The following is a 13,544-nucleotide window of genomic DNA, read 5'->3' as shown; positions in this document are numbered from 1 at the left end:
AGACCAGAGATGAGTAAACGAACTCAATCAGTTCGCAATCTCTTTGCCGCTGGGCCTGATGTGGTGCCCACGGCGGAGACCCGTCAGCCGATGCAGCGGGTTGCGTCGGGCGCAGTGCGGTCCTTGAAAGATACCTTCTCAGAAGTTGAGAGAGATTACGAGGAACTCAAGCAGCGGGTTGCGGAAGGCGCACTGCCGATCGAACTTGATCCCTCGCTTATTGACCCCTCTCCTTTCGCTGATCGTTTTGCGGATCAGGATCCGTCTGCTGTAGAAGCCCTCAAGACCTCGATCCTGGAGAACGGCCAGGAAATACCTGTCCTCGTTCGCAACCACCCAACCGAGACCGGCCGTTATCAGATTGCCTATGGTCACCGCCGTGTGCGTGCTGCCAGTGAACTTGGCATCAACGTCAAAGCTTATGTTCGCGACCTAGGAGACGACCGCCTCGTTCTTTCACAGGGCATCGAAAACTCCGCGCGCGAAGATCTTACTTTCATTGAGCGCTCGATGTTCGCTCTCAAACTTGAAGACGGTGGCTTCGACCGGGCACTCATTCAGACTGCACTCTCAGTTGATCGTCAAGAGGCATCGAAGCTCATTAATGTAGGCCGCGCGGTTCCACTATGGCTAAGCGAAGCGATAGGAAAAGCTCCGAAAATTGGTCGACCCCGGTGGCAAGAGCTTGCCCACGTGCTGAAGAGCGAAGGCGCGGAAACCAAGGCACGCGAGGCAATGAAGGACGGTTCTTTCGGCCACAAGACGTCTGATGATCGCTTTATCGCAGTGCTTCGTGCCGTTAAGGCAATCGATAAGCCGATCTCTCTGAGACCCCATGCCCTTATCGCAAAGTCTGCGGATGGCTCGGAGATCGCGACTCTTGCCGTCACGGGTAAGGTTTGCAAGATCCAAATTGATAGAGATCGAGACGAGGCGTTTGCCAAGTTCGTGATGGATCGTATCCCCGACCTTTACGAGAACTTCCGCCAGAGCGCGTCCCGATCCGCAAGTTAGAAAAGGAAGAAACCGCAAAAGAAAAAGGCCCCCAAACGTTGTCGTCTTGGAAGCCTCTCTCATTGGTCTAAGCAACCTGAGAATCGCATTTCCATGAATCCTAGTCAAGAGTCTTTGGCACCGTTTTGGTGAGTGGATTTCTTTTGCCGATCGAAAGGTGAAAGAAAAATGCAAAATGGAAGTGTAACGACGCCCTTTGGGCGGCGGCCAATGACGCTTGCGTTGGTCAAGGCTCAGTTCAAGGTATCCGAGATCCGGGAGGGGAAGTCTGCGGATAAGTGGAAAGTGTACCGTGACGTTTGTGATGCACGAACGCTTCTTGGCTTGCGCGATCGTGCGCTTGCCGTGCTCAACGCACTCCTATCATTTTATCCGGACACGCAACTCAACCACGACGAAAACCTCGTCGTCTTTCCTTCTAATGCCCAGTTGATCGCTCGAGCAAACGGTATTGCCGGCACGACCCTTAGAGAGAACCTAGCTGTGCTGGTAGACGCAGGGTTGATCAATCGCAACGACAGCCCCAACGGCAAGCGCTACGTTAGGCGTTCCAAGGACGGGGCGGTGGAGACAGCTTATGGATTCAGTCTTGGCCCCATGCTTGCAAGGTCGGAAGAATTCGCTCTCATGGCGCAACAGGTCGCCGAAGACGCTCGGCGTCTAAAGGTCGTCAAAGAACGCACAACTATCGCCCGTAGGGATGTTCGAAAGCTCATCACTGCTGCGGTTGAAGATGGCGCTGCTGGCGACTGGGCGATGATCGAGGACGCGTATATCGCGGCAGTAACGAGGCTGCGAACAGCAAAGTCGAAAGAGGACTTCGAAGCAATCTTGGACGAGGTGTCGCTTTTGCGTGAAGGCATCCTTAATGTACTGGAATGCCAGGTTTTTTCGGCAGAATCCGACAGCAATGATAGCGATATCCGTTGCCACATACAGAATTCAAAAACCGAATCTATAAGTGAACTTGAACCTTGCTCAGAAACAGAGCAGAGCGACAGCACGGTAGTAAATCTTGTGCGACATGGCGAGACGCTGAAGACGTTTCCATTTGGATTGGTCATGCGGGCGTGCCCTGAAATTACGGCCTATGCGCCGGGTGGCGAGGTGCGAGGCTGGCGGGACCTCATGTCCGCCGCGGTGGTTGTCCGCTCCACCTTAGGCGTGAGCGCTTCAGCCTACCAAGATGCTTGCGAGGTTATGGGGGCCGAGAATGCCGCCGTCGCGATGGCGGCGATACTGGAGCGGGCAGGGCATATAAATTCGGCCGGGGGATATCTGCGAGACTTGACCTCGAAGACCAGGCGTGGCGAATTTTCCCTCGGGCCGATGCTGATGGCTTTACTCAAAACCAATTCCGCCGGCAGGATGCCGGTCTGAGAAAGCTGAGCAGCTGGTTACGTGTGTCTGGAGGTGAAACAGAGTCTTGTCGTCAGCTGACAACAGAGCAAGGCATTGAATTTGTTGGAGCGCGCTATTCTCCACACTTTTTCAACATCTACGATTGCTGACAGGAAATCCGCGCGGTGCAGACTGCGATTTTTCCTCACGCGAGGGACTGCGGCCGGCAAGCGACCTGGCGCCGTGTCAACCCTGGCAATTACATAGTACATCTCGCTGTACAGCGGGCCCTCAAGGCGCGCGACCTGACAAAGAGAGTTGCGAGGTATTCGTCATTGCAGCTTTCGATACCCATCACGATCAGTACGACAAACCCTTGCGGGTGCGATGGGTATGCCGTCGCCACTATACGCGCCTTCATCACTACGGTGAGGATTTGTTTCCGGTCAGGAATTCTGCCCAAACGCAGGAAGCGGTTTGTGACTGATCGTTTGGGCGCCAGGCCGGTCGGACGTCTTTTTTGTATGGGATTCAACAAATTTAAAGCCATCTGCGTCATAGGAATTGACATTACTGATGGTGGTATCGATGCGTCGTGTTATTCAGAAGTCCGTTTTGACTGGCTTGCTTTCGGTTGTCGCCTCCCTGGTGCTTTCGTTTAGCGTCGTTCCGTTTCTGGGAGGGCGCGTAGAGGGTGCTGGCCTGTTCATGACGATCTTCTGCCCGCTGGCGATATCGATCCCTGCCTCGGCACTGCATTTTTGGCAGTCGGAAAAAGTGCGGCGGGCTGAGGCTGCGACAAGAGACGCGTTGCAAAGGCTTAGCGATGCCTATGAGGCACTTCGCCTTCAATCACGTACGGACGGTCTGACGGGAGTCCTGAACAGAACCGCGTTCATGGATGATCTTGAGGGCGCAAGCCAGCGGGGCCTGTCCGGAGCACTGCTTTATCTGGATCTGGATCATTTCAAGGCGATCAATGACCGCTACGGTCACGCAGCGGGCGACGAGGCGCTTCGCTGCGCCGGCCGAATCCTCGTACGCTATCAAATGCAGTCGAGTTCCATCGTTGGGAGACTTGGCGGCGAAGAGTTTGGCGTGTTTCAAATTGGCTGGACGTTCGATGAAATGCGTGGCCGTTGCGAGGAGCTTCGAGAGGAAATCGCAGGGATTATGTTGCATGCGCCCTCCGGCCTACGAGTGATGATTTCTGCAAGCATAGGCGCATGTCATTGCCCCGAATGGTTTGATCCATCCGATTGCATGAAGGCTGCGGATGAAAACCTCTATCAAGCAAAGGCGCTCGGCAGGAACAGGGTCGTCGCGTAAAATCGAGTAAAGTCCTTGCCCACCTGCTGCACCCTTGATCGACCAGTAGACGACCAGCCGGGTAGGGCTCCGGCTGTCTCTTCCGAAGGCCTAGATTGCCCGGCAGCTTGCCGCCTTGATCCCGGCCTTGGTTCGCTCAGCGATCAACGCTGGTTCAAGCTCGGCGACGGCACCAAGAACCTGAAGAGAAAACATGCCCCGTGGCGTGGACGTATCGATCGGATCGTGGATCGATTGAAAAGGGACGCCGCGCTGCTCGAGATCTTCATCACCTGCAGGGAATGGCTCACAGACCGGGCAAGGCGATCCTTGCGGACGACGACAAGCACTTCGCCGGCGGTAGCATTAGCGAGTAGTAGGCTCGTCAGAAGCGGCCGAGCGTGTGAACTGCACCCGACCTGCTCCAGACATATCCGCTCGCAGCCGAGATCAAGCAGTTCGCCAATATGAGCCTCATCCATGCACCTGACCGGTAGTCGAGACAGGGGCGTAGCCTATCAGGCGGTTTGGGGCCGGTGATGGATAAGCGACTTGCCGTTTGCCATGGTTTTCTCGCGCGCTTTCGGATGTGCTTTGTACAAATAAGGAATGTGTTTATAAACGGCCGTTTCCAAGCGTGGTTTATGATCTAAATGCAGCCCCGCCGGACTCGAAGCGCCGCCTCGGGCAAGCAAGTAGTCGTCAGCAAACCCAATTCGTTTTGGCGGCCATTTGCGGCCGAAATGTCGAAAAAATTAGGGAGTTAGGAGGAGATGAAGAGAGGGGGGAGGCGTAACCTAAAGAAAGAACCTGGGGATTACGCCTTTGCTCGGCAGGCGTGCCTTTTAGCTCGCCGTCGCGTCTGAATGTCATTAGATCACTAATCAGAAATCCGTCAGCTCTAGACAGAATCAAAGATATCAGGCGTAGCGGGGCCCCAACCAGAGCTGACTCGAGCGAACGCGTGGTTGTCCAAGAGGTGACAATCCGACGGCAAGGTCACTTCATGGGGATGCCTTCACCTTAGAACTTATAACCGACCAGCAACCCGGCACGTGTCATGCCAGCATTTGGGCCGTCGTAGAGATTGGCGTACGAGGAGTGATTGATCTGGGCCATCAAGCTGCAATGGCTATCGAAGTTGTAGCTGGCCCCCAGGTATTCATGGAACAGCAAATGGCACCCGAGCTTCGGGCCGTCGTTCTCGTCGGTCAGATTGCCATCGTGGACGAAACTGCCAAAACCTGCTTCCGTGAAGAAACCGCTTGATGACGTCAACGTCCAGGTCAGGCCACCGTAGAGCTGCTTCGCTGCCGTATGGGTTGTGCCAACTGATGCTCCGAAGTGGATACGAGGATGAGCAAGTTGATCTTGCCAGTCGCCAGTCGGGTTATAGCCGAACGGATTGAAGAGCACTTGGACGTCCGCCGTCGCGCCAGCCTCGTGGTCGCTCTGTACCGAGCCGGTGACGCCGAAGCGGAGCTCGTTGAAGATCTTGGGAGTGTCAGACGGCGGCGGGGACGAAAGGTCGGCGGCCGACGCAGATCCGAGGGCCGCGAGGGCTGTAGATGCGAGCAAGGGTAGCCGGCGCCAGAAGAGTGCGCGAAATCATCTGGAGTCTCCAAATCAGAAGCCTAATATCATCTCGGCAGCTGCGATAAAGTTGGCAGGAACTAAACATTTTGGTTGTCCGCGAGTAATGCATTTCTGCAACCCGCTGTCTCGTCCCCAACAACGGCTTGATTGAATGGACGGCCTCCAATCTGAGAGACCCAAGGCAACATAGAAGTCATCTGGTTGCCGCTTTCCCGAAAACTCGATTGTCTAGCCCTGGCGAGCATTTGGTCGCCCAACGTCCATCAACATTATGGGATAGACAGTTCCAGCTCGGCAGGTTGTGGGTGGCTGGTTTTCAGCATGAAAGCACGCAAGCTTGTCCAACCAGCTGGCAACGTCTTCTGGGATCCGTATCTCCCCGCTCTCCAGTCCTTCGATCCAGGCCAGGTCGCACTGCAGAGCGTTGACGATGTCGACAGAAGTCCAGCGGATTGAGCGTAGGCATTCTCGGAAGCGGGCAGGGGTCATTTCAGATCCTTCAGGCTATCGGGCCAATCAAAGGATCGGCCGACTGTTCAGAAAGGGATGCTATTTATGATTAGAGCCCTTTGCTTGACCGAATCTGGAGAGATGTGTGGCGGCGCTGCCGCATTTCGCATTATCTTGTGGGCGTCCATGCTCAACCACCACATCCGAGGGAGGTATTTCGAATCAATGTCGAAACCGGTTCTACTGCTGCGCGTATTCGGCACCAGCCGCTGCGTTCTCGGCACTCGACCGGCAAGAAATAGCGGACGCGATGTCGTCGCCACACTTCGCGGTGCAGGCTTTCTTTTTCAGGGCCAAGCAGTCCAACACGGGTGCGCCATATACGTATGGGACAACCCCTTGCTCCCTTTCCGCGTTTGGCAGGAGACGCTGCGCGACCTGGCAAACGTCGAGGCACTTGACGGGGCTACTAAGAAGAAAAAAGCTGCGGGCGGCCGATGGTTTAAAGGAACAGGTGAATTGCGAGCACGCGGGTGAGGAAGATGCAGCCGAGGAAGCCGGCGGCCGCGGGTTCGGTTTGAGAAGGAGGACGACCCATGAAGGATGCAATATTCGACGAGAGCGACGTGCGCACGCTGGCGACTGTCGAATCCTTTATGCGTGGCCAAGAGTATTTTCGTCGCGGTGCGGTTTCCAGCTTGGAGCGTCGTGGTGAGCGGATAATTGCCGAGGTCGAAGGTAGCGAGCTCTCACCCTATTCCGTCACAATAGAACTTTATGACGGCGGTTTGGCCACTACGCGTTGCTCCTGCTCGTACGACTGGGGCGGCGCCTGCAAACACATCGTCGCGGTGCTCCTCAAGTATAACGAGGCGCCTAGTGCGGTTCCCCAGCGTCCCTCTCTTGCTGACATGATTGGCGACCTTGATCGACAGGCTCTGGTGGCCCTGTTGGTCAAGAGGGCTGGACATGATCCTGGGCTGGAACCCTGGCTCGAGGCAGAACTGGAAACCGCAACACCGGGCGTGAAGGGTAAGCTTGCAACTGCTTTCAATTCGGAGGTCGTCATGCGGCAGGCGGAGCGGCTGTTGTCGGGAGGTTATTCGCGCCGACGTCGCTGGGGCGATGACGTCGGTGCTGTCGATGAGGAGGCCTTCGCGGCGCTTATCGACAATGCTAAGCCGCTCCTCGACATCGGCAAGGGAGGCGACGCTCTAAAAATCCTGGTGCCGTTGATGGAAGCGCTGGTGCCTGCCTGGAGCGAGCAGGCGGATTTCGATGAGACATTACACGAGTTTTTCGCCCCGCTTGGACAGCTCATCGCCGAGGCAGTGCTGATGAGTGACCTCGCTGCGGAAGAGTGCGATGATCTGATGGTTCGGCTCGATGTCTGGCAAGGTATGCTCAACGACTACGGGCTGGATGACTACCTGCAGGTTGCAGTCGATGCCCTCGATCAAGGGTGGGATGAGATCGGTCTTGACGATGCCTTGGCTGGGAGAAGCCGGTCCTGGCCGCCTTCGGGGCGAAGCGATTGGACGACCGAGCGGTTGACGCGAGCGCGGCTGCGTGTCCTCGATATCAGCGGACGGATCGACGCGTTCCTCAATCTTGCCAGTGCAGCGGGCCTCCATGGCGAGTATGCGGCCATGTTGGTGCGGCTGGGACGCATCAATGAAGCGGGGGACTATGCACGCAGACGGTTCCGCTCTGGCGAGGAGACGTTCCAGCTTGCGCGCCTGCTCAAGGACGCCGGGCACGGTGATGCGGCGCTAGACCTTGCCGAGTGGGGCGTAAACCTGGCGTCTGAGGGCGACGGTTTCGCGGGGGCGGCCAGCTTGGCCCGTTGGCTGCGAGACAATGCCGGTTTGTTGGGACGAAAGAAGCTGGCGATGGTGGCGGCGCGGCGAGCCTTTGAGGAGAGCCTGTCGTTTGAGGATTTTGAAGTCGCAGCAACGTTGGCTGGACCAGAGTGGATCGAACTTCGTGGCGCTCTGTTGAGCAGCCTCGCGGCTGCGCGTCATGCCTGGGACAGAACCAGGATCTACCTCAACGAAGACATGATTGAGGAGGCTATACGGTCCGTCAATCTCAATACCCTGCCGGGAAATCCGTCCGACACGGTTTTGATGCGGCTTGCGGACGTCGCGCATGCCACTCATCCGGACTGGGTGATCGAAATCGCCGAACGCATGGCTAGCAGTATCATGGAAGCTGGGCAATCAGGGCAATATGCGTCAGCGGCCCAATGGCTTGAAAAGGCTGCGCTTGCCTACGACGCCGCCGGCCGCTTTGAAGACTGGACCGCGAGGATCGATTTCCTGATTGAAAAGCATCGGCGCAAGCACAAGCTCAGACCGCTACTCGTGGCTTTGCGGTCGCCGTCTGGCACACTTTGAGGATGAAATGTAAATCGACAAGGGGTCCAGATGCCAATGCGCATGATAACGCTTGTTATTCCTCACGTTGAAAGGGTCATTTATTTATGGCGATTCACAGTCATCGGCCGCTCGCAAGCTGGCCAGTCAATGCTCCCCCTTTTGATAGATCATACGCTTGACCTTACTCCGGGAGATATGCCTTGCCGCCAATTGCGATGATTTCTTCCTCGCTGAGTGACCGATGCCAGTGGGAGTACAGGAGAAAGCGGTCTCTCGGCAGCCCAACTACCATTTTCAGATACCTATGGATTGCGCTGAACGCCTTATGTTCGCATCCACCCCACACGAAGGTCCTGTCCGCATTGTCGGGCCACTCTACCCTTCGTAGGGCATCCTGCAGCAAGGTCGTCGTGCCGGGGTCGGCGCCGTTCCTGTGCAGCCAGACGATCGACATCCCCTCGGGACAGCGCATCGGCAATTCGTCGGCAGCGGAATCCACCTCTATGAATGCAAGGCCGGTTGCCGTGGCAGGCAGGGTTTCAACGATCCGGGCGACCCCCGGCAATCCCGTTTCATCCGCGATCAGCACGTAGAACCCGGCATCTTTCGGCCCGTGCGCGGCCGGACCCAGAATGCCGACGACGTCGCCCGGTCTGGCGTCGATGGCCCATCGCGTCGCGGGGCCGGGGTTTGAGTGGAGGGCGAAGTCGACGGCGATTTCACGCCGGGCGGCATGGATATGCCGGATGGTGTAGACGCGCGTCGGCACCGCGCCGGCGTCCGGCCAGACGACATGACCGCGGTGATCTAGCATGGGCCACAGGGGCTCGCTGATGCCGCGGGGCTGAAAAATAAGTCGACAGTGCAACTGATCGGAGCGATCGTAGCGCTCCAGATTTTCGCCTCGAAACGTTATGCGGCGGAGGCGGGGAGCAATGTCCTCGATCGACGTCACCTGCAGAATCCGTAGATCGTCGGGCAAAGCAGGCTCCGCATGATCGCCCTCCCATTGAATGTCCATCGTCTCGCGGGCGGCGATGAAGCCGATCGGCCCGACCAGCGCATGTTTCACCCGGTTGAGACCGCCGGCGTCCGCAGCCTCGGCCGTCAGCCGGAAGCCGTCCTCGAGGACTTCGAGCGTGGCATGGCCGAAAGACGACCGGAAATGATGTATCCCCGCCGCCGCCTCCACCACCATGTCGTGGGTGGCGATCGACTCAAGGATCGGATCCACGTACGCGTCGATACCGGGAAATCGCACCACGGCGGTGGCTCGATATGTCTTCAACGAACTCGGTAACATCCGGACTGGCTCCATAGGCTTATATCGAGGTCCACAAAGGTCCCTCGATCGGAAAGGCTGCGAACCGGGTGTTGATGCTGTCGAGGATCGCCGCTGTGTCGAGGTCGGCGCATTCTTCGGGATGAAGCCATTTCGCCGCTTGCGCCACGAACAGGATGTTGAGAGGCAGATTGGTGATCAGTCCGGTCCAGATCCCGTGCACGCGCCTGGCGTGAACGCTCGGCAAGGCATCGAAGCCGGGCCGGCCGTCGATCAGGCGCTGCAATCCCTCCTGGCCCAGCTTGGGGTCGATCGCCGGACCGATCGCAGGTCTGCTGCCGGACGCCCACCCGCCGCCCGAGGCGATGTAGACGTCGAAGCTGGTGGATAGCAGGTATTCGAGCGACAGCTTCTGAAACCACGGCGCGGTGATGCCGGGCAGCGGCGCGCCGCCGGCCAAGGCCAGCAATTCGCCCCAGACCTTCCGCCCTGCGGCCCAGCAGCAATCATCGAGCGTGGACTGGACTTCGAGATAGGTCGTCACGGCCGGTTTGCCGGAAACCCGTGCGGCGATGCCTGCCATCTGCCGTCTCACGAAGGCTGTAAACGCGTCCGCCTTCGCGGTTTTACCGAGAAGGGTGCCCCACATTCGCATCGAGATTTCGAGTTGTGCAATCGGATCGGGCGATTGGCCATCGGCCGGTCCGTTGCTCGAGGCATCGCTGAAAACGACGGGAATATCGAGCAGCTTCAGACGCTCCAGCAGCGGATTCTCGTCGCCACCCGGGGTCATGAACTCCGTGGTTACGATGAGGTCGGGCATGAGGCCGATCACGCCTTCCAGCGACACGGTGTCGGGTCCCTGCTTGCCGACCTCCGCCAGCGCGTGATTGTTCCGCAGTCGCGTTTCCAGGATCTTGCTGTCGATCCTTTCGACGGCCGCCCAACCGGCGACAAGTGCCGCGGGATCCGGATGGAGGAGCGACATAGTCAGGAGATCGTGGCCTTCCAGCAAAATGATACGTCTGGGCGGCGCCGAGAGACGCACCGTGCGCCCGGCTAAGTCAACGACCGTGACCGGTTCCGCCGCCAGGAGCGGCCTTGTGCCCAGCAGGATGCCGGCGGCGGCGATGGAGGCGCAGAATTGACGTCTATCGATTTTCAACGTTCGTCACCACTTGTACTTTAGGCCCGCGAGAAGCGTTCTGCCGTTTCCGTACTGGCAATAATATTCGGAACTGCAGGAGGAATAGTATTCCTTGTCGAGCAAATTGGTGACGTTCAGCGTCGCCTGAAGACCCTTTAGCTTCAGGTTTTTCGCACCAAAGTCGTAACGCAGCGCCGCATCCAGCAAGGTATATCCATCGGCTTTCACCGTATTGGCGTCGTCGCTGTAGCTCGATCCGACAAAACGCACGCCGCCGCCAATGCCCAGTCCCTCTAAGGAACCGCTGTCAACGGTATAATTGGCCCAGAGCGAACCGAAATACCGTGGCACGGCCTGCGGACGATTGCCGATGAGGGATGTGTCGAACGATTTGGAGACCGTCGTATCGAGCAGGGAAAACGCGCCGATCAGCTCGATATTGCTCGTTACATTACCCCTCGCTTCGAATTCCACTCCGCGCGAATGGATCTCGCCCTGCTGAACGTTGAAACCCGATGCGGCGTCGTAAGAAACGACGTTCTGCTGGCGGATATCGAAGGCCGACACGGTGAATAGCGCGTCGAACCCCGTGGGCTGATACTTTATCCCCACCTCATATTGCTGTGCGTCGGTCGGCTTGAACGCTGCGCCGCCCGCGCCGGTGCTGGTGGATGGTTCGAATGAGGTGGAATAGCTGGCGAAGGGCGCGATACCGTTATCGAAGAGATAGAGAAGGCCTGCCCGAAAGCTCGTCGCGCTGTCCGACTGGTCGGACGATGTTCCGGCGAGCAGGTTGTCCGTGTCTTGGTCCGCCCAGTCGTGGCGCACGCCGAAGACGCCGCGCAGGCCGCCGAGTTCGATCTGATCTTGAAGGTAGATCCCGGTCTGGCGCAGGGACAGGTCGGTATCGATCGCTTTCACGAACGGCCCAACCGGCTGGCCGTAGACGGGGTTTGTGACATCAAGCGGCGTTGCCCCGCCGAGCAGATATTGCCAACTGCTGTCGGTGCGTTGAATATCGACGCCGGCGAGAAGCGTGTGGTTCACAGCACCTGTATCGACCTTGAATTCCGCTTGGTTGTCAAACGAGAAGCCCTTGGCATCCTCGATGGATTCGACGGCCCAGCGCGGAATTATGCCCGCCGCCGACATCGGGCCGTTCATCTGAAGTGAATGCAGCTCGGAATTCACACCGGAATATCGGAAATTGGAGCGGACTGTCACTTGGTTGTCGAAACTATGTTCGAACTGGTAGCCAGCCCCGTATTGCTCGCGCTCGAAGCTGTCATAGCTGGGATCCCCGACATCGAGCTTGGGGCCGAGATAGCCGGCAAGGCCTGCCGGAGCCAGGAATTTCGGATAGATCGAATTGAAGTAGCCACCCTCGGGATCCCGCTGATAATAGCCGGAAAATGTGAGGGACGTCGTCGCGTCGGGCTGCCACTTGAGAGCAGGCGCGATGCCGAACCGCTTCTCGTCGACATCGTCGTAGCGGGTGCCCGAGGAGCGGCCGACGGTGGCGAGCCCGTATTGCCACGTCCCGTCGGTCGTGATCGGCCCTGTCGAGTACAGGCCGGTCTGGATGCGACCATCGGTTCCGCCCTCGATCCTGATTTCGTTCGCCTGGACATCCGATGGCGCGCGACTGACCTGGTTTACCAGGCCGCCTGGGCTGACCTGTCCGTAGAGCAGCGCGGACGGACCTTTCAGGACATCGATATGGTCGAGGAAGAACGGGTCGATGGACGGTGTGGCGAAAGCCTGCCCACGCTGCAGCTTGAGGCCGTCCAGGTAGTTGACATAGCTGGTTGCGGTGCCGAAGGCGCCGAACCCGCGAATGAACAGCGAGTCGTAACGGGAATTGGAGTCCCTGTCGGAAAGCACGCCGGCGGTATAGCGCAGCGCTTCGCTGACGGTCTGCGGGTTCTGCTCATCGATCTGTCTGCGGGTGACGGTCGTCACCGATTGCGGCGTCTCGATTACCGGCGTTGCGGTCTTTGTGGCGGATGGAGTGGACTTGGCGAGAACCTTGCTTGCCGTGTCATCGTCCTTGCCCGGCGATTGAACAACGATGGGCGCCAAGGGCGTGGCTTTTTCCTGGGAGGCCGCCTGCGGCGCCGGAACCAGAAATGTAGACACCAGCAAAATTTGCGTAACAGAAATATGACGATTCACGAACGTTCCCCATGGCCCGAGCAATCCGATTATGGTACATCTCATAATCAAACGGGTACGTCCTGTCCAGTTAATATGAACGCGTCACTCAACTTTTATCTGTTGATGTCAGAGGGATGTTCTCACAATAGCCGGACGGGGTTAAACGCAGGAAAAGACAATGGAAAAAAGTGTGAGTGCAGTGGTGCGGCCGGGCCGTCCCCCGAAAGCGTTCCAGGATATGGCGGCCGAGCGGATCATTCTTGCCGCAACGGAGCTCTTCGCGGGCAGGGGGTTTGCCGGGACGTCCATGGAGCAGGTCGCGGCCCATTGCGGCGCGGGCAAGGACACCGTCTATCGCCGGTTCTCCTCGAAGGTGGCCTTGTTCGAGGCCGTGGTCGAGCACGCCCACAGAAGTGCCGTCGCGAAGATCGCGGAACTGCCGCTGGTCACTGGCGATCCTCTCAAGCGGCTGCAGTCCCTGCTGCTGCAGCTTCTGCACGTCAACATGGAGCCGGAGCTGATCGCGCTGAAGCGGATCACCTTTAGCGAAACCGTCGTGTTCGAAAAAACCGCACCGATACCGCCGCAGCCCGATCCGATCATGGCGAAGTTGATAAGGACGGTGGAGGAAGCCCAGGAGGCCGGGGCGATCTGCGCGGGGGTTGCAAATGATATCGCCAACCATCTCATTCACTGTATGGTCGCGTTGCCGACGGCCGCGGCAATGATGGGCAGCAATGAATTCAGCGCACGTGAAGATGTGGAAGCGCATTTTGACAGGACATGGCGCTGGCTCATCAATGGCGTGGGTGGCAACAGGACTTCGTAGCGAAATTCCGGCGGGACGCTGCGTGATGACGGAAACATG

General features: G+C 58.1%; 9 protein-coding genes and 2 pseudogenes. 6 read left to right on the top strand and 5 right to left on the bottom strand.

Annotation, left to right across the window (positions count from 1 at the left end; all coding sequences use genetic code 11):
* Positions 1-9: 9 nt before the first annotated feature.
* The 4 genes and pseudogenes from repB (at position 10) to J5278_RS30300 (ending at position 3,684) form a co-directional block, all read left to right on the top strand.
* Complete coding sequence (gene repB / locus J5278_RS30310) at positions 10-1,014, top strand: plasmid partitioning protein RepB (RefSeq protein ID WP_209186677.1); 1,005 nt, start codon at positions 10-12, stop codon at positions 1,012-1,014.
* A 168-nt stretch (positions 1,015-1,182) separates the two neighbouring features.
* The gene (repC, locus tag J5278_RS30305) at positions 1,183-2,394 is read left to right on the top strand and encodes a plasmid replication protein RepC (RefSeq protein ID WP_209186678.1); all 1,212 of its coding nucleotides are present in this window, start codon (positions 1,183-1,185) and stop codon (positions 2,392-2,394) included.
* Positions 2,395-2,552: 158 nt separating this feature from the next.
* A pseudogene (locus tag J5278_RS31455) lies at positions 2,553-2,842 on the top strand (hypothetical protein).
* A gap of 89 nt (positions 2,843-2,931) precedes the next feature.
* The gene (locus tag J5278_RS30300) at positions 2,932-3,684 is read left to right on the top strand and encodes a GGDEF domain-containing protein (RefSeq protein WP_247749467.1); all 753 of its coding nucleotides are present in this window, start codon (positions 2,932-2,934) and stop codon (positions 3,682-3,684) included.
* Positions 3,685-3,739: 55 nt separating this feature from the next.
* Here the strand turns inward: J5278_RS30300 and J5278_RS30295 are convergent.
* Positions 3,740-4,185 (bottom strand): annotated as a pseudogene (locus J5278_RS30295) (recombinase family protein); the annotation flags it as partial.
* 501 nt (positions 4,186-4,686) lie between these two features.
* Complete coding sequence (locus tag J5278_RS30290; RefSeq protein WP_209186679.1) at positions 4,687-5,241, bottom strand: acyloxyacyl hydrolase; 555 nt, start codon at positions 5,239-5,241, stop codon at positions 4,687-4,689.
* A gap of 1,094 nt (positions 5,242-6,335) precedes the next feature.
* Between J5278_RS30290 and J5278_RS30285 the strand changes: the two genes are divergently transcribed.
* Positions 6,336-8,108, top strand: a complete 1,773-nt coding sequence (locus J5278_RS30285) for an SWIM zinc finger domain-containing protein (RefSeq protein WP_209186680.1) — start codon at positions 6,336-6,338, stop codon at positions 8,106-8,108.
* Between the two features lie 163 nt (positions 8,109-8,271).
* Here J5278_RS30285 and J5278_RS30280 read toward each other — a convergent pair whose 3' ends face one another.
* From J5278_RS30280 to J5278_RS30270, 3 genes are read right to left on the bottom strand one after another with little or no spacing between them, the layout of a single operon-like run.
* Positions 8,272-9,354, bottom strand: coding sequence for a siderophore-interacting protein (locus J5278_RS30280; protein WP_257623521.1), 1,083 nt, complete (start codon positions 9,352-9,354; stop codon positions 8,272-8,274).
* Positions 9,355-9,412: 58 nt separating this feature from the next.
* The gene (locus tag J5278_RS30275; RefSeq protein WP_209186681.1) at positions 9,413-10,537 is read right to left on the bottom strand and encodes an ABC transporter substrate-binding protein; all 1,125 of its coding nucleotides are present in this window, start codon (positions 10,535-10,537) and stop codon (positions 9,413-9,415) included.
* A gap of 6 nt (positions 10,538-10,543) precedes the next feature.
* Positions 10,544-12,739 carry a TonB-dependent siderophore receptor gene (locus J5278_RS30270; RefSeq protein WP_209186682.1) on the bottom strand — a complete coding sequence of 732 codons (2,196 nt, stop codon included), beginning with the start codon at positions 12,737-12,739 and terminating at the stop codon, positions 10,544-10,546.
* Positions 12,740-12,854: 115 nt separating this feature from the next.
* On the opposite strand from J5278_RS30270, the gene J5278_RS30265 reads away from it, so the two are divergent.
* Positions 12,855-13,505: a TetR/AcrR family transcriptional regulator gene (locus J5278_RS30265; protein ID WP_111221317.1), complete on the top strand. Its 651-nt coding sequence runs from the start codon at positions 12,855-12,857 to the stop codon at positions 13,503-13,505.
* Positions 13,506-13,544 lie beyond the last annotated feature (39 nt).

The organism is Rhizobium sp. B21/90 (genome assembly GCF_019355815.1).
Classification (GTDB): Bacteria; Pseudomonadota; Alphaproteobacteria; order Rhizobiales; family Rhizobiaceae; genus Rhizobium; species Rhizobium rhododendri.
The sequence above is the reverse complement of the archived record's forward strand: the minus strand, read 5'-3'. Positions and strand labels throughout refer to the sequence as shown.